At 37.3% G+C, this 19,848-nt stretch carries 16 protein-coding genes and 1 riboswitch; of the genes, 9 read left to right on the forward strand and 7 right to left on the reverse strand.

The genetic code is table 11. The features are described from left to right. Positions 1-41: 41 nt before the first annotated feature. The 3 genes from C1N55_RS00905 (at position 42) to C1N55_RS00915 (ending at position 3,070) form a co-directional block, all read left to right on the forward strand. On the forward strand, positions 42-731 hold the full coding sequence (locus C1N55_RS00905) for an RNA 2'-phosphotransferase (RefSeq protein WP_137727072.1): 690 nt from the start codon (positions 42-44) through the stop codon (positions 729-731). A 178-nt stretch (positions 732-909) separates the two neighbouring features. Then, positions 910-1,011, forward strand: a riboswitch (purine riboswitch). Between the two features lie 143 nt (positions 1,012-1,154). Beyond that, positions 1,155-1,727 carry a xanthine phosphoribosyltransferase gene (locus tag C1N55_RS00910; RefSeq protein WP_137727073.1) on the forward strand — a complete coding sequence of 191 codons (573 nt, stop codon included), beginning with the start codon at positions 1,155-1,157 and terminating at the stop codon, positions 1,725-1,727. Positions 1,728-1,768: 41 nt separating this feature from the next. Then, a complete protein-coding gene (locus C1N55_RS00915; protein WP_137727074.1) occupies positions 1,769-3,070 on the forward strand; it encodes a nucleobase:cation symporter-2 family protein in 1,302 nt (433 codons plus the stop codon). A 54-nt stretch (positions 3,071-3,124) separates the two neighbouring features. Here C1N55_RS00915 and C1N55_RS00920 read toward each other — a convergent pair whose 3' ends face one another. Continuing rightward, positions 3,125-4,075, reverse strand: coding sequence for a carbohydrate kinase family protein (locus tag C1N55_RS00920; RefSeq protein ID WP_137727075.1), 951 nt, complete (start codon positions 4,073-4,075; stop codon positions 3,125-3,127). 276 nt (positions 4,076-4,351) lie between these two features. Beyond that, positions 4,352-5,743: a class II fumarate hydratase gene (gene fumC, locus C1N55_RS00925; protein WP_137727076.1), complete on the reverse strand. Its 1,392-nt coding sequence runs from the start codon at positions 5,741-5,743 to the stop codon at positions 4,352-4,354. 372 nt (positions 5,744-6,115) lie between these two features. On the opposite strand from fumC, the gene C1N55_RS00930 reads away from it, so the two are divergent. Both C1N55_RS00930 and C1N55_RS00935 read left to right on the forward strand, forming a co-directional pair. Continuing rightward, positions 6,116-7,180, forward strand: a complete 1,065-nt coding sequence (locus C1N55_RS00930) for a YeeE/YedE family protein (protein ID WP_305036289.1) — start codon at positions 6,116-6,118, stop codon at positions 7,178-7,180. Positions 7,181-7,211: 31 nt separating this feature from the next. Continuing rightward, positions 7,212-7,436 (forward strand): sulfurtransferase TusA family protein, encoded by a 225-nt coding sequence (locus C1N55_RS00935; RefSeq protein WP_137727078.1) that lies wholly within the window; start codon positions 7,212-7,214, stop codon positions 7,434-7,436. A gap of 91 nt (positions 7,437-7,527) precedes the next feature. On the opposite strand, the gene C1N55_RS00940 is transcribed toward C1N55_RS00935, so the two are convergent. From C1N55_RS00940 to C1N55_RS00950, 3 genes are all read right to left on the reverse strand, one after another. Continuing rightward, positions 7,528-7,836 carry a hypothetical protein gene (locus tag C1N55_RS00940; RefSeq protein ID WP_137727079.1) on the reverse strand — a complete coding sequence of 103 codons (309 nt, stop codon included), beginning with the start codon at positions 7,834-7,836 and terminating at the stop codon, positions 7,528-7,530. 205 nt (positions 7,837-8,041) lie between these two features. Continuing rightward, positions 8,042-8,593, reverse strand: coding sequence for an SLOG family protein (locus tag C1N55_RS00945; protein WP_137727080.1), 552 nt, complete (start codon positions 8,591-8,593; stop codon positions 8,042-8,044). Positions 8,594-8,688: 95 nt separating this feature from the next. Beyond that, complete coding sequence (locus C1N55_RS00950; RefSeq protein ID WP_137727081.1) at positions 8,689-9,882, reverse strand: ornithine--oxo-acid transaminase; 1,194 nt, start codon at positions 9,880-9,882, stop codon at positions 8,689-8,691. Positions 9,883-10,181: 299 nt separating this feature from the next. Here C1N55_RS00950 and C1N55_RS00955 point away from each other — a divergent pair, with 299 nt between their 5' ends. The 3 genes from C1N55_RS00955 (at position 10,182) to C1N55_RS00965 (ending at position 14,125) form a co-directional block, all read left to right on the forward strand. Next, on the forward strand, positions 10,182-11,555 hold the full coding sequence (locus C1N55_RS00955) for a sigma-54 interaction domain-containing protein (protein ID WP_205758533.1): 1,374 nt from the start codon (positions 10,182-10,184) through the stop codon (positions 11,553-11,555). Between the two features lie 17 nt (positions 11,556-11,572). Beyond that, positions 11,573-12,907 carry an RNA polymerase factor sigma-54 gene (rpoN, locus tag C1N55_RS00960; RefSeq protein WP_168193761.1) on the forward strand — a complete coding sequence of 445 codons (1,335 nt, stop codon included), beginning with the start codon at positions 11,573-11,575 and terminating at the stop codon, positions 12,905-12,907. Between the two features lie 684 nt (positions 12,908-13,591). Beyond that, positions 13,592-14,125, forward strand: a complete 534-nt coding sequence (locus C1N55_RS00965; protein WP_240758345.1) for a carbon monoxide dehydrogenase — start codon at positions 13,592-13,594, stop codon at positions 14,123-14,125. 178 nt (positions 14,126-14,303) lie between these two features. On the opposite strand, the gene C1N55_RS00970 is transcribed toward C1N55_RS00965, so the two are convergent. Together C1N55_RS00970 and C1N55_RS00975 are read right to left on the reverse strand one after the other, a co-directional pair. Beyond that, the gene (locus C1N55_RS00970; protein WP_137727085.1) at positions 14,304-15,662 is read right to left on the reverse strand and encodes an IS1182 family transposase; all 1,359 of its coding nucleotides are present in this window, start codon (positions 15,660-15,662) and stop codon (positions 14,304-14,306) included. Positions 15,663-15,964: 302 nt separating this feature from the next. Continuing rightward, positions 15,965-16,531, reverse strand: a complete 567-nt coding sequence (locus tag C1N55_RS00975; protein WP_137727086.1) for a TetR/AcrR family transcriptional regulator — start codon at positions 16,529-16,531, stop codon at positions 15,965-15,967. 148 nt (positions 16,532-16,679) lie between these two features. Between C1N55_RS00975 and C1N55_RS00980 the strand changes: the two genes are divergently transcribed. Continuing rightward, positions 16,680-19,790: an MMPL/RND family transporter gene (locus C1N55_RS00980; protein WP_240758346.1), complete on the forward strand. Its 3,111-nt coding sequence runs from the start codon at positions 16,680-16,682 to the stop codon at positions 19,788-19,790. Positions 19,791-19,848: the final 58 nt, after the last annotated feature.

Below are 19,848 nucleotides of genomic sequence, written 5' to 3' on the forward strand. Positions count from 1 at the left end.
ACATAGTATATTAAGTACGAGAGATAAAGGGAGTAGAGAATATGGCAGTTTCAACCGGCTTTTTTAAAAAAATCCAGCGATGGACAGTAGATGAACACTCAGGGGAAATCTTATTTTTACCATTTCAAGCAGACGGCAATCCCTATAAATCAAAGGTATTCCTTGTTGGAGCGAATCCAGAGCCATTGTTGCAAGTCGATGCATCGGACATTCAAATTTTAGCCGAAACATTGGTGGATTCCGCTTTATTTAGTGATTTATTTCGAGACGAAATTGCTGAAGCATCGAGAGAATATAAGGGTTCACAGAACTTTGCATCGTGGTTAAAAGGAAGATTAAATGAACAAGTTGTCCTCACTAGTATTAATCTTCTTAATTTGGAAAGTAATGAAGTAAAGCAATTAAAAAAAGAAAGCGATCCGTTATATTTAGAGGGCTTCGACAAGTTTATTGAAGTGCTCAATGAATTCGAGCCAGAATATTTAATCATCCAAGGTTCGACAGCATATAAACTCTTTTTGGAACAATTTAAAGAGCAGTTGTTTGAGAAGAAGGTGGATGATTTGCAAGTGTCCGTACAGATTTTGGAACAAAGTGGGATAATTGCGAAATTACAGCTAAACAATGGCGAAAATGTGAACATACTAGTTTGTAGAAGTATGGGTGCCTTTGGTAAAGAAGGGAAAACCTTTGGAGGATTTAAAGAAAAACTACTACAGTTATTGCAATAATCCATGGAAATAGGTTTATTATGGTAGAAAATACGAACATTGACTTCAATATATCATGAATAATTAGCTAATTTCCGAATAATTAGAATCATTTTATTATTTGGTATGTTATTGCAATCAAAACAATCACTGTTTATAATGAGGACATTCTTAACGAAAACTTAACATTTCGCTGTTGATAACAGCTTCTATCTTCACTCATATAATAGCGAGAATATGGCTCGCAAGTTTCTACCGACTTACCGTAAATAAGTTGACTATGAGAGAAACAATGTTTAGAAACGAATGTCTTTATCCAAAGGCTTTTTCGTATTCTATTAACTTTCGACCCTACACTCGGAAGACTTGTTCCCCTCATTGCGGAATAAGTTTTTCGAGTTTTTTTGTTTTAATTGTACAAACCACAAGGAGAGGAAATTTAGTATGCAATCATTAAAAGATAAAATTATTAAAGAAGGAAAGATACTATCAGAGACAGTCTTGAAGGTAGATTCTTTCTTAAATCATCAAATTGACCCACTATTAATGAAAGAAATTGGTGACGAATTTGCCAATCGCTACTCGGATGAAGTAATCACGAAAATCTTAACAATTGAGTCTTCAGGAATTGCCCCAGCAACAATGCTGGGACTTACAATTGGCGCACCAGTTGTCTTTGCACGTAAAAGAAAATCGTTAACACTTTCTGGGAATCTTTATTCTTCAGAGGTTCATTCATTTACAAAGAACGAATCAAATGAAATTTCGGTTTCAAAGGATTTCTTAACAGCAGATGACAACGTGCTAATCATTGATGACTTTTTAGCAAACGGAGAAGCAGTAAAAGGCTTGCTTGACATCGCAAATCAGGCTGGTGCAAATGTAATTGGCGTAGGAATTGTCATTGAAAAAGGATTCCAGCAAGGCGGAATGCTTTTACGTGAACAAGGAATTCGTATCGAATCATTAGCAAACATTAAATCATTAGCAAATGGACAAGTTGAGTTTTTTGAATAATAAATAAACATCTCGTAGACCATTAGGAGGATATTGTTCACATGAATAATGTAAAAGCAGCGACACTTGGAATTCAACATTTACTTGCGATGTATGCAGGAGCCATTTTAGTACCATTAATTATCGGTGGTGCTTTAGGGTTCGATTCAACGCAAATGACGTATTTAGTAGCAATTGATATTATGATGTGTGGTATTGCAACACTTTTACAAGTAATGAGAGGGAAAGCATTCGGTATTGGTTTGCCTGTCGTGCTGGGATGTACATTTACAGCGGTAAGTCCAATAATTGCTATCGGTTCTGATAAAGGAATAGGTGCAATTTATGGAGCGATCATTGTTTCTGGTTTAATCGTTGTTTTAATTTCTGGATTTTTCGGGAAACTAGTTAAGTTCTTCCCACCAATCGTTACTGGATCTGTTGTAACAATCATTGGTATTTCTTTAATTCCGGTAGCTATTAACAACATGGGTGGAGGACAAGGTGCAGAAGATTTCGGTTCTGCTGTCAATATTTCTTTAGCGATGATTACGCTTGTTTTTATTCTATTAATCTATCGCTTTACAACAGGATTCACTCGTGCTATTTCGATTTTACTTGGGCTAGTAGTAGGGACGATTATCGCGGCTTTCTTCGGGAAAGTGGACTTTTCACCAGTAACGGATGCTTCTTGGTTCCATATGGTTCAACCTTTCTACTTTGGAACGCCAACATTGGATATTGGTGCAATAATTACAATGACATTAGTTGCAATGGTTTCTTTAGTAGAGTCAACAGGTGTTTATTATGCACTAAGTGACATTACGAAAAAACCAGTAGATTCAAAGGATTTATCTCGTGGATATCGTTCTGAAGGTCTAGCTTCTATTATAGGTGGTATTTTTAATGCATTCCCTTATACAACATTCTCTCAAAATGTTGGACTATTAAAAATGACTGGTGTAAAAGAACGTAAAGTGATCATTATTACAGGTTCGCTATTAGTCCTACTCGGATTCTTACCAAAAGTAGCGGCATTAACAACCATTATTCCAACAGCAGTACTAGGTGGAGCAATGCTTGCAATGTTCGGTATGGTAGTAACTCAAGGGATTACAATGTTAGCACCTGAAATTATGCGTTCTCCTGAAAATGCAATGATTGCTGCCATCGCGGTTGGTCTGGGCGCAGGGGTTGTATTTGTTCCAAATATCTTCGCAGTACTGCCAGAGTGGCTTTCAATATTAACTTCTAATGGAATTGTATGTGGATCTGTAACGGCAATCGTCTTAAATATTCTATTTAACATGATTGGACCGAAAAAAGTGGATGCGCTACAGCCGCAAATGTTAGAAGCTGAATAAAATTTAGCGGGGAAATCTCAAGGGTCATTCGTGACATCTCGAGATTTCCCCTTTTTAAATCCCTTGTACTTCCTCCAAATTCGGTAATGCATCAATGGCACCAATCTTCTCACACACCTTCGCGGCAACTTTGTTACTAAAGTGAACGATTTCTTGCCAATCCGAAAAGCTTAATGAAAGGGGAGCCTCAAATTTAGCCAATTGATATAAGGTTGCTCCTACAAATGCATCGCCTGCTCCTGTTGTATCTACCACTTGAATTGAAATACTAGGGATAACGGTTGTTTCTCCTTTGTAAGAAAGGAATGTCCCATCTTTTCCAAGTGTAACAGCAATACATTTTGCACCAAGGGAGTGTAGCGCGGATACAGCCTTTGTCATATCAACTTCATTTGTTAATAATAGAAGTTCTTCATCACTCACTTTTAAAAAATCACATTTTGCAATCAATTCTCGGGCCAGGTTTACAAACTGCGCTTCTTGACCCTTCCATAAATCAGACCGGAAATTTGGATCAAAGGAAATATAGCAAGGGTTGTCTTTAGCTGCATCAAGTAATCTACTGTAAGTCTCTTGCAATGTGCCTGGGAGTAGGGCGGTCGCAGAGCCAAAATGAACGAGCTTCATCGTATTAAATATATGGTGTGGTACTTCTTCAATCGACAAAAAGGCATCTGCTCCCCGATTGAAAATAAAGTCGCGCTGACCATCCGCCTGTAATGAAACGAAGGCCAATGTTGTAGGATGCGTAGGATCTTTTAATAAGAAATTTGTATTTACATTCAACTGCACCAACGTATTTTGGAGAAAATCACCAAAGGAATCATTGCCGACTTTTCCACAAAAATGAGCGTTTCCCCCAAGCTTTGCGATAGCTGCGCAAACATTAGCGGGAGCTCCACCCGCTCTCTTCGTAAATGTATGACTATCTACTAAATTAACATTTCGATCCTTACTAAAAAAATCAATTAAAAGTTCGCCGATACAGAAAATTGGCTGATTCATTGAACAAATTCCTTTCTAAATACGAGAGTTTAGTTTCATTATAAAGCTCTTGTTGTAAAAGTGAAGGTAAAAAGGGTCTCATAGCAAAAAACTTACGAGACTCATTTTATAAGGGGGATGAAACGCGTTTCAGAGTAAAAAGCCAATCGAGATGCGTTTCATAGTTAAATTCATGCACAAATGCAGTTCATCGCCTCATGTTACCGCAACAGATTCCCCATACAAAAAACCAGGCAGAAAACCATAAAAGCTTTCTGCCTGGTCAGCTCCAAAAGCCTACTCGGCATTCGGATAAATCATTTTTTTCGGATCAATATATTGTTCGAACTGTTCATCTGTTAATAAGCCAAGAGAAAGAGTAGCCTCTTTTAAAGTCGTGCCTTCTTTATGGGCTTTTTTCGCAATTTTTGCTGCATTTTCGTAGCCAATATAAGGATTTAATGCTGTGACAAGCATTAAGGAGTTTTCAAGATTGCGTTCAAGAACCTCTTTATTTGGTTCAATACCAATTGCACAATTATCATTGAACGATTTCATCGAATCTGCAAGCAGGCGCGCGGATTGTAAGAAATTATAGATGATAACCGGTTTAAATACATTTAATTCAAAGTTCCCTTGGGAAGCGGCAAAGGCGATTGTTGCATCATTTCCTACTACCTGTGTAACGACCATTGTCATTGCTTCGCTTTGAGTAGGGTTTACTTTACCAGGCATAATGGAACTTCCTGGTTCGTTTTCTGGAATTGTAATTTCACCAATCCCACTTCGCGGTCCACTTGCCAGCCAGCGAACATCATTGGCAATTTTCATTAAATCTACAGCAAGCGCCTTAAGTGCACCATGTGCGGATACAATTTCATCGTGGCTTGTCAGTGCATGGAACTTGTTTTCCGATGACTTAAAGGATTGGCCGGTTAATGTGCTGATCTCCTCTGCGACCATGTCCCCAAATTGAGGATGTGCATTAATTCCTGTACCAACAGCTGTGCCGCCAATAGCAAGATCCTTTAAAAATTGGGTATTCACCATGATCATTTTCTCAGATTTTACAAGCATATGATGCCAGCCACTAATTTCCTGACCCAATGTAAGTGGTGTGGCATCCTGAAGATGAGTACGGCCAATTTTAATAATATCGTTAAATGCATCAGATTTTTCTTTTAATGTTTTCTTTAATAATTGAAGTCGAGGCATTAAGTAAGCTTCAACAATCTCTACCGCAGCAATATGTAAAGCAGTAGGGAATGTATCGTTCGAGCTTTGTGACATGTTGACATCATCATTCGGATGAATTCGTTCAGAACTACCTTGTTCTTCAAGCAATTGGTTTGCACGGAAGGCAATAACTTCATTCACATTCATATTCGATTGTGTACCACTACCAGTTTGCCAAACAACTAGAGGGAACTGGTTGTCCCATTTACCGGCAAGAATTTCATCTGCTGCAGCCACGATTGCATTTGCTTTAACTTCAGGAAGCTTTCCTAACTTATTGTTGGCAATGGCCGCTGCCTTTTTTAAAGTTGCGAAAGCATGTATAATTTCAATCGGCATTTTTTCTTCGCCAATTTGGAAGTTCTCTCTGCTTCGTTGTGTTTGAGCACCCCAAATTTTATCAGCCGGTACACGCACTTCACCTAGTGTATCTTTTTCAATTCGAAATTCCATTCTATCAACACTCCTTTAACCATATATATGTAAGTTATACCCAAAATTAGAAGTCATAATAGTAAATGGCAAACCTTTAGTAGATTTGCCATTTTACTTAATATTTATTCGAGAAGTCTGAGGGGTTCGTCTCGAAAGAGTAATAATATACGATAATGATAATCATTATCAATTGAATTGTCAACATTTTTCAGATAAATTATTCCTGTTTTTTTCAAAACTTTTACTTTTACAAAATAAACCTCAAACATATGCCTATGGAACTATTTGTTTTTATGTATACAAAAAAACTATTGTAAACTAATATTCTTCAATGTAATATAATCTTATCGTTTTACTAAGAATTTAATAGGGAGTGAGATTGTGTCTTACATGATAATTACCGGACTACTTTGTGGAGCATTACTGGGCTTCGTTATGCAAAGAGGTCGTTTTTGTTTAACGGGTGGATTCCGTGATATGTATATAGCAAAGAATAACCGCATGTTTTATGCACTGCTAATAGCTATTGCAGTTCAAAGCGTGGGTGTATTTTTACTTATAGATTTAGGCGTATTTGAATATTCTGCCGGCTCTTTACCCATTCTATCGGTCATAATAGGATCCTTTATTTTTGGAATTGGGATAATTCTAGCTGGAGGCTGTGCAACCGGTACTTGGTATCGTGCTGGGGAAGGCTTAATCGGTAGCTGGATTGCATTAGCCGGTTATATGTTAATGAGTACAATGATGAAGTCAGGTGTTTTTGCACCATTCAATCAACAAGCGCAGGCAACGGTAGTACTGCCAACAAACTCAATTGCAGATACTTTTGGCATTAACCATTGGGTAATCATACTTCCATTTGTTGCAGTTGTCGGATTTGTTGTATATAAACAATTATCAAAACCGAAAGTAGTTGTTCCATCTTTAAAGCCGAAACGTACAGGAATGGCTCACATTTTATTTGAAAAACGTTGGCACCCATTTGTAACAGCTACATTAATCGGTTGCATTGCCCTAATTGCATGGCCGTTAAGTGCCGCAACAGGACGTGTTTTTGGTTTAGGGATTACCACACCTTCAGCGAATATTCTTCAATACCTAACAACAGGTGATGAAGGAAATCTTAACTGGGGTGTATTCCTGGTATTAGGTATTTTTGCGGGATCATTTATTGCAGCCAAAGCAAGTAAAGAATTCCGTTTCAGAATGCCTGATGTGAAAACAGGAATCAATAGCTTTATTGGTGGTAATTTAATGGGTGTTGGTGCTAGTCTTGCAGGTGGTTGTTCAATCGGGAACGGTTTAGTAATGACTGCAATGATGACATGGCAAGGTTGGATTGGTCTAGTATTTATGATTTTAGGTACTTGGACAGCATCATACTTTGTTTTTGTTCGCCCACGTCAAAAAGCGAAAGCAGCAAAACTTAAAGAACAGGTAACGCTTGCATAACCTAAAGGAAAAGTTTAGAGGAGGAAAAGACATGCAGAAAACTTTAGAAGTAAAAGGTATGGTTTGCCCATTTCCTTTAATTGAAGCACAAAATGCAATCGAAGACATGAACTCAGGTGATGTACTAGTAGTGGAATTTGACTGTACACAAGGAACAGAGTCAATTCCATCTTGGGCAGCAGAAGCTGGGCATACTGTTACGAACTTCGAGCAATTAGATGAAGCAGCTTGGACAATTTCAATTCAGAAGAAATAGTAGAATATAAACACCGCTTGTAGCGAAGCGCCATTGGCATTCGAACAAAGCGGTGTTTTTACATGGTATTCACCTAATTGTCACCTCAAAATTAAATAATTTTAACATAGAAATCTTGGCCGATTACACTGTTAACATTCATATCTTTCGTATTTAGATAGTAATTTACAATACTTCTTGCAAGGCCAGCATGACCATTTAAATAAGTGCCCGGTGCAATTTGTTTTCCTGGGTTATGGAATTCGAAGTAAAGCTTTGTATCATGAGACATGCTCTCTAAAATCCCTACAAAGTCATCAAATGGAATGTGGACTCCACGAGTGTAGCAGCACTCTCTTCTGTAGGTATCATGAGATACATTAATAGGTTTTGGTTCTTTCACAAATTTGATTTGTTGCATAGCATCATCTCCTTTAAAATAGTTAATATTTTTAGATTTCCTACCATTATAACAAAAAATAATTAAAATGTCAGAAAATTAAATTAATATTTTCTGTTTTGGAATAAAATTTTTCAAATGATTGATAAAGGGAAGAATAAGAAGAAGCTTTAACCGAGGAACAAATGGGTGAAACTGCAATAGACACCTTGGATATGCCAAGATATCACCAGTCTTCTCTTTGCATCTCTTCTGCAATAGATTGTAAATCATATGCATTAATTTCTATAATCCTATAGTTATGCTGATCTTCATATTTTTGTGCAAGCTTTTTTACATATTTCGGAGATCCTTCATTGTCTTCATCGTAAACAAGGAGAATTCCATCAGTATTTTGAATAATAAACTTGTCTTTTTCGATAAATTGCCAAGGAGCCTCATAAGGTCTTTTCGTCACACTTGTGACAAAATCAGCCTTGGAAACAATATAATGATATTGTTGTTGTTTTTGCTCATTCCAATTTTTTTCTTGTTCTAAGAAGGGGGTAATAACGGAATATTTTAAATTAGGATATTCATTTTTTAATTCGATTATGACTTCCGCTGCCCAGGTTTCTACGCCTTGTTGCCCACTAATCACTACCCATTCAAGCCCTTCGTCAAACAAAATTCTTAATTCATTTTCTATAGCCTTCTTAATAATTGGTATTCCAGGGTGTTTATCATTAAAAATACCAAGTTCATGAGGTCGGTATCCAGATATGAAAATTGTCTGCATCTGCATGGCTCCTTTTCTTCTTTCCTTTATCTTAACGTAAAAAAGAGACTATTCGAAAATAATTCGAACAGCCTCTTTGTAAAACTGTAAAACAATTATGCAAATACAGATTTGATTTTTTCTAAAGCCCAATCAATTTCTTCTTTTGTAATGATTAATGGTGGTGCAAAACGAATGACGAAATCATGTGTCTCTTTACATAGTAACCCTAGATCTTTTAATTGTTCGCAGAATGAACGAGCGGGAACGTTTAATTCTACACCAATAAATAATCCGCTACCCCGAACTTCCTTAATGGAAGGGTGATTAATGGAACGTAATTGTTCTTGGAAGTAATTCCCTAGTTCTAAAGAGCGTTCAGTTAATTTTTCTTCTTCAAGAACCTCTAAAGAAGCAATTGAAACGGCACAAGCAAGCGGGTTACCCCCAAATGTTGAACCATGGGAACCTGGGTTTAATACACCAAGAATATCACTATTTGCAACAACTGCAGAAATCGGTAATACACCACCACCAAGGGCTTTCCCAAGAATAATCACATCTGGGTTTACCTCTTCCCATTGGTGAGCAAACATTTTACCTGTGCGAGCAAGTCCTGTTTGGATTTCATCGGCGATAAATAGAACGTTGTTTTCTTTACAGATTTGTTCCACATCTTTTAAGAAGCCTTTAGGAGGCATTACAATTCCAGCTTCGCCTTGTATTGGCTCTACGATAAACGCCGCTGTATTTGGCGTAATAGCTGCTTTAAGACTTTCTGCATCTCCATATGGAATTAACTTGAAGCCTGGTAATAGCGGTCCGAATCCTTTTTTGTATTCTGCGTCAGATGATAGGGAAACAGCTCCCATTGTACGACCATGGAAGTTTCCGTTACAACCAATAATTTCTGCTTTATTATCTTCCACACCTTTAACCTCATATGCCCAACGACGCGCCACCTTAATGGCAGATTCAACTGCTTCTGCACCGGTGTTCATAGGTAATACCATGTTTTTGCCGGTGATTTTTGATAATTTTTCATACCAAGGCCCAAGCTGATCGTTATGAAAAGCACGTGAAGTTAAAGTAGCACGACTTGCTTGATCGATTAATGCTTGAATAATTTTTGGGTGACGGTGACCTTGGTTAAGGGCTGAATAAGCAGAAAGCATATCCATAAATTTATTGCCTTCCGGATCCTGTACCCAAACTCCCTCAGCCTCTGAAACTACGATTGGTAGTGGATGATAGTTATGTGCACCAAATTTCTCTGTTTGTTCAATTATACTAGCTGATTTTGTCGTCATATTTATTCCTCCTTAGAAATTCTTGTTGTTTCAAAAATTCTTTAACCATCATAAATAAGAAGAGAGTATCCCTTTAATTGTTCCCCATCTTAATGCGAATTAATGATATAGAAATTTCTGCTTCATATAATTAATAAGCAATTTTCATGCCAACTTTGTATGCTTGTAATACCAACTATTTTACGTTGATTGCCAAATAATTTTGCGCAAAATTTATTTTAATTTAATCTATTTAGCAAAATATTTTTACAGTATGATAGAAGTGAGGTGATGAAAAATTGAATCACAGCCAGAATGTTATGAAACAATTATATGAAGAAATTATCGAGCGTGTTGGTGTAGGAATACATGCTGTTGACCAAGATGGAAAAACTATTATTTATAATAAAAAGATGCGTGAAATGGAAGCGATGGAAAAAGAAGATGTTTTACACAAAAATGTTCGAGATGTCTTTCAATTTCAAGAAAATCAAAGTAGTACCTTGCTGAAATCATTACAGCATGGTGAGGAAATCGTCAATGTGAAACAAACCTATTTTAACAATCGAGGTGTAGAAATCACAACGGTTAATAATACTTTTCCTTTAACTATTAATGGCGATATCTGTGCGGCTGTAGAAATTGCTACAGATGTGACGAAAATGGAGAGATTGATGCGCCAAAATCTTAGACAGACAAAGACAGATTTTACTTTCGACCAAATTATAGGGAAGAGCAGTGAATTAAAAGAAGTGATTGCATTAGCAAAACGAGCAACACGGACAAATTCAAATGTCTTAGTGATTGGTGAAACTGGAACGGGAAAAGAATTATTTGCACAGAGTATTCATGCTGAAAGTGATCGTTCAGGTGCACCTTTTATAACACAAAACTGTGCTGCATTACCGGATACACTTATTGAAGGAATATTATTTGGTACAACAAAAGGTGCATTCACGGGAGCAGTTGATAGCCCAGGTTTATTTGAGCAAGCACAGGGTGGAACGATTTTACTAGACGAATTGAACTCATTGAATATTTCTTTACAAGCGAAGCTATTACGAGTATTGCAAGAAAGAAAAGTACGTCGAATAGGTGGGGCTAAAGAAATATCGATTGATGTCCGTGTGATAGCGACGATAAATGAAGATCCGATAGATGCTATTGCCAATAATCATTTAAGGAAAGATTTATATTACCGTTTAGCCATAGTGACTTTATTTATTCCACCATTAAGAGAAAGGCAAGAGGATATTGCAATTCTCATTGATGAATTTATACAAAAATATAATGAATTATTCAAATTGAACGTAAAGTGTGTTTCAAATGAAGTGCTTCAGTTTTTTGAATCCCAAAGTTGGCCTGGAAATGTTCGGGAGCTTGAGAATGTCATTGAAGCCTCCATGAATTTAGTCAATCATGAACAAGTGATTGAATTTGACCATCTACCTTATCAGTATCGGAAAAATGAAGCGAAAACGCCTTTCCCGTTTCCGGTATCGATGGAGTCAAAGAAAGATACAAATAGTTTAGGTTTAACGGAACAATTAGCTGTGTTTGAAAAGCAAACAATCGAACATTATTTAAATAAACATCATAACCATATTACTAATACGGCAATAGCCTTAAATATAAGTCGTCAAAGCTTGCAATACCGAATGAAACGATTAAATATCGGTGTTCCGAGAGTCTAATGAAAGGAGGAATCAGTGTGGAGGCTTCTTTAAATTTACAGCAAAAGCTAGAAACAAAGCTTGCCATAACTCCAGAGTTAAGGCAGTCTCTGGAGATTCTAAGTTTTTCTTTGGAAGAGCTTGAAAATTTCATAAGGGAAGAAGCTAATGCCAACCCTCTGATCGAGCTAAAGGAACCAAATAATGAGCATATACTTGAAATGGCTCGTATTCAAAATGCAGGTCCTTCTGGAAGCAGAAATGATGAAATTCCTGACTCGCTACATCAAGCTCTTTATCAAGTAGAATCGATAGAATCTATATTGACGGAGCAGTTAGCCGCCGAGAAGACTTTAACGAAAAATGAAAAAGAAATTGTGCTCTATCTAATTCGGCATTTAAATGAGTTAGGGTATTTAGATTGTGATATCGAGGAAACGGCAGAACGATTTAGTGTCTCGGTAGAGAAGTGTGAAGAGCTTATTTCTGTACTCCAGAGCTTTGAGCCAGCTGGAATAGGGGCACGTAATTTATCAGAATGCCTGTATTTGCAAGTAGTGAGAAAAGAAAACGCACCAAAACATACGGAATTTCTTATCCAAAATCATTTGGAAGAATTAGCTGACGGGAAATTTCAAATAGTAGCGGATTTGTGTGCAATAACAGAAGAAGAAGTTAGAAATGTGCTTTCCTATATACGGGAGTTGAATCCACGACCTTTATCGGAAATACAGTCAATGAAACAAGAATATATAATACCGGATATTATTGTTGAGGAATTTAATGGGGAGTTTATTATTCACATAAATGATATGTATTTGCCTCAAATTTCGATTAATACGTATTATGAGGAACTTCTCAGAACGAACACTAGTGGAGAAACGCAGGCTTATTTAAAAACAAAGCTTACGGATGCTTTCCTTCTAATGCGCGGAATTGAGCAACGTCATGAAACCTTGTATAAAGTGACCGAAATGATCCTGAAAAAGCAAATAACTTTTTTTCAAAAAGGGAAAAAGGCATTGGTCCCACTTCGGTTAAAGGATGTGGCAGATAGCCTGGAGCTTCATGAATCTACCGTTAGTCGGACAATTAGTCAAAAATATATGCAAACACCTAAGGGGACGTTGACGTTAAAAACGTTTTTCGTTCGCGGAGTAAAAATGCAAAGTGGTGAGGTTGAATCACCCATATTTATTAAAGAAAAAATAAAGGCTATTATCCAGATGGAAGATGTAAATAAGCCGCTATCCGATCAGAAGATTGCCAACATCCTACTAGCAGAAGGCCTGCCAATCGCCAGACGAACTGTCGCAAAATATAGAGAAGAGCTCGGCATCCCCCAATCGACAAAACGAGTTCAGAAAAAGTAGCACAACATCTTAAAAAGAGATGGGTGCTTTTTTAGTGTGGAAAAAGTAAATAGGATGAAGAATTTTTTCATGGACAATTAAAGTTTGATAGATGGGCTAATAGTCCGTGAGCAGGAGTCTCGAGGACAATAAAAGCCAGGAGGAGTAGCGAAAAGTCCACGAGTAAGGGTCTCGAGGACAATGAAAGCCGGAACGAGGAGTTAAAAGTCCGCGAGTAAGGGTCTCGAGGACAATAAAAGCGGGAACGAGGAGTTAAAAGTCCACGAGTAAGAGTCTCGAGGACAATGGAAGCCGGAACGAGGAGTTAAAAGTTCGCGAGTAAGAGTCTCGAGGACAATGAAAGCCGGAAAGAGGAGTTAAAAGTCCACGAGTAAGAGTCTCGAAGACAATGAAAGCGGGAACGAGGAGTTAAAAGTCCACGAGAAGCAATCTCGAGGACAATGAAAGCCGGAAAGAGGAGTTAAAAGTCCACGAGCAGGAGTCTCGAGGACAATGAAAGCCAGAACGCGGAGTTAAAAGTCCACGAGCAGGGGTCTCGAGGACAATGAAAGCCGGAAAGAAGAGTTAAAAGTTCACGAGAAGCAGCAATCCCAATGATAATCTATGAAAACTGGATATTAATGAGCTTATTAATATTCACTACTTGAACAAACTAAAGCAAAAAGTAAGATGGAGGTACTAAAGTTGAAAAAGGGTTTCACTTTTTTGCTAATCAGTATTATGTTTTTAGGGATAAATAATGTAACGGTTAATGCCAAGTCCCAAGAAGCTATTCCCTCTTTTGAAGAACAAGCAAGAGAAGCAGGATTTAAAACTGCTGTTGAAGCAGTGAAGGAATTTGAAAAGCACTGTAACTGTGAAATAATATTACCAAAAAAGATCCCCTCGATACCGTTCACGCATGAATTTGCTAAAACTTATATAGACAAGGAATATGGCATAAACGATTTACTTGAAATAAGATTTCTAAACAGTGAAGAAAGAGATCATCTATTTAAAATTGATATTAGGTTAGATAAAATTGACTTTAAAAAAATTTATGAAGGTAGGGAATATCCATTAGATAATGGAGATAAAGGCTTTTACTTTGAAAGTAGCCTATTCAATTTTTTCGTTTTTGAAAAGGGGGATTTACAGTATCTCTTAGGCATAAGAAATACAGTTAAAAACATAGATCATCAAAAAGAATTACTGGAAATCGCCAATTCAGTAAAGTAAAAGCCAATGGCACTCGCACATTAAAAATAGAACCATTCTGAAATCTATCAGAATGGTCAGATTGTCGACAAAAGGCCTTCAGAATGGTCACATTCTGGAAGCCTTTTGTATTTTTTGAGATTCTTTTGGGTATTTTTTAGTCCGATTTTAGTCAAAAGTACTCTTCGAGTATTATAATTTAGACCATTTCTGGAGCTTGCCATGTCCAATTGGCAAGCTTCTTTAAATTCATGGCAGCAAAAGTAAGCATCGCCTGCATGGACAATTTTTTAATCCCTCGTAGGGTTGTCCAGCGCATACCATGCTTCTCTTTCGCATCCGCAAAGACACGTTCAATCGTCTCTTTACGTCTCGCATATATTTGTTTGGTCTCGTTTTGATGACGAAGATGATCCGCTTCCTCTACATATTCTGCCCAAATATGACGCTCAATGATTTTCCGGTGATCTTTACTATTCGTACATTGAGTAAGCAAAGGACAGGTTGCACATTGAGAAGGGTTTGATTTGTACTGGCGTTTACCTTCTTTAGTGGTAGTCGAATATTTAAGAACTTGCCCTTCCGGACAAAGGTAGCAATCATAGTACTCGTCATATACATAATCGTGTTTCCGTAAAAATCCATCCTTCGTTTTTGGACGTGTATAAGGGAGTGCAGGTTGAATCTCTTGGTCAAATAAGAATTTAGTAATCGCAGGAGTTTTATAAGCAGCATCGGCAGCAACAGCAAGTGGCTTCTTCACTTTATCCATAATCTTTTCAACAAGTGGCTGAAGCATATGACTATCATGAACATTCCCAGGTGTCACAATCGATCCAAGTATAAATCCATACCGATCAGCTGCAGCATGGAATGAATAAGCAAACTGTTTGGTTCTTTCATCTTTTACATAGTATCCACTTTCAGGATCTGTCGTACTTTGCTTAATTTCCTTCACTTCTTCTTTTTCAAATTTATCAGGTGGAAATGGCTTCTTCCCGTGATCGATACGATCTTGATTCAATTCTTCTTGAAGTTTGGCTTCATATGCACGAGTCTCTTTACGGACAATCTTCTTTTCGAATTTACGTTTATTCGCACTGGCTTTTACATGAGTTGAATCGATGAAGACATGGTCAGCACTTAGTAATCCCTTATCTGCAATTTCTTTAAGAATACGATAGAAAATCTGTTCAAAGATATCAGTATCTTGGAATCGACGTTCATAATTTTTACCGAAGGTAGAAAAGTGCGGGATTTCTGAATGAAAGCCAAACCCTAAAAACCAGCGATATGCCATATTGGTTTCAATTTCTTTTATTGTCTGACGCATTGAACGAATTCCAAATACATATTGCACAAATGTCATTTTAATTAATACAACTGGATCTACACTAGGTCTACCTAGGGTAGAATACAGTGGTTCTACCAGTGGATAGATGAAAGAAAAATCAATAGCTGACTCAAGCTTTCTGACAAGATGATTCTGTGGTACAAGTTGTTCAATTGTAATCATCTCAATTTGATCCCGTTCATTTATTTGATTTTTCGACATCATATCCAATCACCTCAACCTATATTTAGAAACTAGTTGATTGTAGTGTAGGCGGTGACTCCTGCGGGACAAGCGTGACGGCCGATACCCCGCAGGAGCACAGCGACGAGGAGGATTGGGCCACGCCCGCGGAAAGCTTCCGCCGAAACGGAAATCAACTAACTCTATTTTCAAAAGCAATTATCTAATCTATATTTTATAAGAAAAAAGACTGTAGGCAAACTCGAAAATTCGAGTTTGTCTACAGTCTGACCATTCTGAAATCTATCAGAATGGTTTTTTTAATGTACCTTTTTTATCAATTTCTAACCTATCCCATTAATCCGATGCTCAGCGCCTCGTATCTGGTCTTGAATAAACATATCGATTATTTCAATTATTTCTTCCGGGGTGTGGTCCATTTCCCCTAAAAGCCAACTTTCCACAAGCCCCGCCAATGACAAAGTATAGAAATGAGTTAGAAATGCAATGTGCTCCTCACCTGAATTCAACTTTTCACAAAGTGATTTAATGACTCTCCCTAAAATTGTAGAAATATCCGAGTAGAAAAAGCGCTTTAAATGACCTCGACCTAGAGATTGTAAGGCGCATAAACAAAAATCTTTATTGGCCTCTAAGTATTTGAAAAGCTCTAGTAATCCTTCTTTCCAAAGAAGAGAGTTTTCATGTACATCAAGCAATTGAATCGTTTCCTGCTGAAAGGTCCATTTGAGTAAATCGTAAATATCCTCGAAGTGATAGTAAAAGGTTTGACGATTCACATTTGCATTTTCAGTCAGTTCACGAATGGAGATCTTTTCGAGGGGTTTATTTTTCATTAGTTCCTTTAAGGAAATAGCCAGTATTTGTTTTGTTTCATCACTATGCTTCATTGATAACCTCAAATTAAATATTTTTTTATACAATTCGACCTTGATTGTCTATATTTTAAACTTTTTTATCATGTTAGTGTATTCATAGGCATTTCAAGAGTCAAAAATTTTCTGGGAAAATGAATCTATAGAAGAAAGGTGATCTATTTTGAAAAATTGGCTGAATGTACGTACAGCCTCATTTGTAATATGGGTAGTCATTTCAATCGTTATGATTGTCACAATGCCAAACTTAGATATGTTAGTGCGTGAAAAAGGTCAAACAGAAATTCCATCCTATACACAAAGTCAAATTGCATCCAAGCTTTTGACTGAAATGGCTGATGAGGGGACAGACACCTATCAGTTTATAGCGGTGTTTACTAGTGAAAATGAAGAAGCGTTAGACAAAACACAGCTTGAAGAGATTGATAAGGCTATCCAATCACTAAAAGATAATAGTGATGAATTAGGTATAACAGATATGCTTGCTCCCTCAGATAGTGAGGAAGCTAAAAAACAGCTGGTTTCCGAAGATGGCACAACCATTTTAACGCAAATCTCCGTTGACCAAAAACAGGGAACAGTAGAAGAGGCAGCACAAAGCTTACGTGAAAAGACGGAGCTGCAATCCGTGGATTCCTACTATACTGGAACAGATATCGTAATGGATGACTTTGCTAAATCTTCTCAAGAAGGGATTAAGAAAACAGAAGTCATTGCGATTGTTTTTATCTTGGTCGTCTTAGTTTTAGTTTTCCGTTCACCTGTGGTTCCTTTAATCTCATTAATTACAGTGGGCGTTTCTTATATCGTTTCTCTTGGGATTGTGACGCAGCTTGTTGATAAGTTTAACTTCCCATTCTCGAACTTTACCCAAGTCTTTTTAATTGTTATTTTATTTGGAGTAGGTACAGATTATAATATTCTACTTTATACACGCTTTAAGGAAGAGCTGGGTAAAGGCGGGCATATATTAAAAGCGATAACAGAGACTTATCGCACTGCAGGAAAAACAGTAATTTATAGTGGTATTGCAGTATTTATTGGCTTCATTGTATTGTATTTAGCTGAATTTAAACTCTATCAAGCGACATCAGCTGTTGCAATTGGAGTAGCTGTATTATTACTGGTATTACTTACATTGAATCCTTTCTTCATGGCAGTTTTCGGCATTAAAATGTTTTGGCCAGCAAAATCTATTAATGGTCATAGTGAAAATAAGATTTGGTTATTCTTATCGAAGCATTCATTCTTTAGACCAATCATCGCCTTGGTTTTAGTAGCCGTGATTTCAGTACCATTTATCATCAAATATTCGGGTGAGCTGAATTACAACGACTTAGTTGAAATCAGTGATGAGTATGAATCCAAACAGGCAATCAATGTGATTGAAGATCATTTCCCGTCTGGATTCTCGTCACCAACAACTTTAGTTATTCATGCGGATGACTCACTTGCAACTCAAAAAGGCTTACAGGATATTGATGAGTTGGCAGATGTTATCTCAAATGTCGATGGAGTTTCCCAAGTCTTATCGGTGACTCGGCCATCAGGTGAAAAAATACAGGATTTATATATTAAAGAACAAACCAATACGTTAAATGAAGGTCTTGGTTCTGCACAAGAAGGCTTAGGAACTATTAACGAAGGTCTTTCAGAAGCAGAAGATCAGCTCGGGGCAGTGGATCAAAGTAGCTTTGATAGTGTTCAACAGCTAATCGATGGAACAGCTACAATGGAGCAAGGTGTAGGGCAACTAGGTGATGCTTTAGACCAAGTAGCTCAAGGCTTTGAAGATGGGGCAAACGGTGCCAGTGAATTAGAAAATGGTTTAAGCACTTTAAAACAAAGTATCAGTGATTTAAGTAATGGGGCATCCCAATTACAAAAAGGTTACGCGGAACTTGAAAATGGATTTAGTGCATTTAGCGAACTCTTTGCTACTGTGGAAAATGCGATTACAAGCAGCTCACAAGGCTATGCAGCAATTGAACAATCCATGAATGCCTTAGTTCAGTCAAATCCAGATCTAGCTTCTGATGTAAATGTTCAAACGGTAATTGGTACGGCGAAATCGGCACAGGCTCAGCTCGCACAATTAGCCACAAAATTACAAGAGCTTACGCCACAATACAATGGTGCTGTCGAATCATTCCAAGAAGCAAATACAGCCTTCTCTCAAATTACGAATGGCTTACAGCAAGTTGAAACAGGAGTAGGTCAATTACAAACTGGGGCTAATCAATTAGCGACAGGACTTCAAACAGGTGAAACAGGAGTAAATCAAATTAGTTCAAAAACTGGAGAACTGGAATATGGACTATCTACTGTTAACGACGGTCAAAAACAACTGCAAGAAGGCTTAGCAACGCTGCAAGATAAAATGACGCAATTGCAAGATGGGTTAGCTCAAAGTACAGATGGCTTAACTGAAATCAGCGATGGTTTATTAGATGCACAAGATTATTTAGGTGAAGTGAGCAGTTCCGAGTCAAATAGCGTCTTCTATATCCCACAAGAAGTTTTAGATGGCGAAGAATTTGAAGAAAGCTTGAATATGTATATGTCTGAAGATCGTACCATGTCAAAAATGACGATTATCTTAGACGTAAATCCATATTCAAAAGAAGCAATGTCTATTATTAAAGATATTGATGAACAAATCAAAGCAACTGCCAAAAATTCAAGTCTTGCTGATACAGAAATTGCACTAGGCGGTAAATCAACAGCCAATGTAGACTTGCAACAAATTTCTAGTGATGACTTTACCCGCACAATTGTCATCATGATGATTGGTATTACACTTGTTTTAGTAGTGATCACACGATCTATTTGGCAACCAATTATCATTATTGCTTCTCTAATTTTAGCTTATTACACATCACTCGGTCTTGCTGAATTATTAAGTAATACATTATTAGGGCAAAACATTCTAAGCTGGAATGTACCATTCTTTAGTTTCATCATGATTGTCACACTCGGTGTAGACTACAGTATCTTCCTAATGATGCGTTACCATGAAGTGAAGGATCAGGGTATTGTAGGAATCATTGATGCAGCCAAACACATTGGAGGGGTAGTTTTATCAGCAGCCTTAATCTTAGGTGGTACATTCGCTGCTCTTATTCCATCAGGCATAGTAACACTAATGCAAGTGGCAATTCTAGTATTGGTTGGCTTAGTACTCTTAAGCTTCATTATGCTACCGGTCTTCATGCCGGCCGTAATGGGGCTAACTGAAAAAATGAAATATTTATTCTCGAAAAAGAAAGAGTAACCTAAAATATTAATTTGGTGGAGGAAAGTTAGTTTTTCTTCCATCATTTTTTATTGAA

Origin of the sequence: Lysinibacillus sp. SGAir0095 (assembly GCF_005491425.1) — a bacterium.
In the GTDB taxonomy this organism is placed as follows: Bacteria; Bacillota; Bacilli; order Bacillales_A; family Planococcaceae; genus Ureibacillus.

Coding starts and splice junctions, on each gene's coding strand:
- C1N55_RS00940 (WP_137727079.1), bottom strand. CDS start 7,836: ATGCAACAAATCAAATTTGTGAAAGAACCAAAACCTATTAATGTATCT.
- C1N55_RS00945 (WP_137727080.1), bottom strand. CDS start 8,593: ATGCAGACAATTTTCATATCTGGATACCGACCTCATGAACTTGGTATT.
- C1N55_RS00930 (WP_305036289.1), top strand. CDS start 6,116: ATGATAATTACCGGACTACTTTGTGGAGCATTACTGGGCTTCGTTATG.
- fumC (WP_137727076.1), bottom strand. CDS start 5,743: ATGGAATTTCGAATTGAAAAAGATACACTAGGTGAAGTGCGTGTACCG.
- C1N55_RS00935 (WP_137727078.1), top strand. CDS start 7,212: ATGCAGAAAACTTTAGAAGTAAAAGGTATGGTTTGCCCATTTCCTTTA.
- C1N55_RS00910 (WP_137727073.1), top strand. CDS start 1,155: ATGCAATCATTAAAAGATAAAATTATTAAAGAAGGAAAGATACTATCA.
- C1N55_RS00975 (WP_137727086.1), bottom strand. CDS start 16,531: ATGAAGCATAGTGATGAAACAAAACAAATACTGGCTATTTCCTTAAAG.
- C1N55_RS00950 (WP_137727081.1), bottom strand. CDS start 9,882: ATGACGACAAAATCAGCTAGTATAATTGAACAAACAGAGAAATTTGGT.
- C1N55_RS00955 (WP_205758533.1), top strand. CDS start 10,182: ATGAAACAATTATATGAAGAAATTATCGAGCGTGTTGGTGTAGGAATA.
- C1N55_RS00970 (WP_137727085.1), bottom strand. CDS start 15,662: ATGATGTCGAAAAATCAAATAAATGAACGGGATCAAATTGAGATGATT.
- C1N55_RS00905 (WP_137727072.1), top strand. CDS start 42: ATGGCAGTTTCAACCGGCTTTTTTAAAAAAATCCAGCGATGGACAGTA.
- C1N55_RS00915 (WP_137727074.1), top strand. CDS start 1,769: ATGAATAATGTAAAAGCAGCGACACTTGGAATTCAACATTTACTTGCG.
- C1N55_RS00920 (WP_137727075.1), bottom strand. CDS start 4,075: ATGAATCAGCCAATTTTCTGTATCGGCGAACTTTTAATTGATTTTTTT.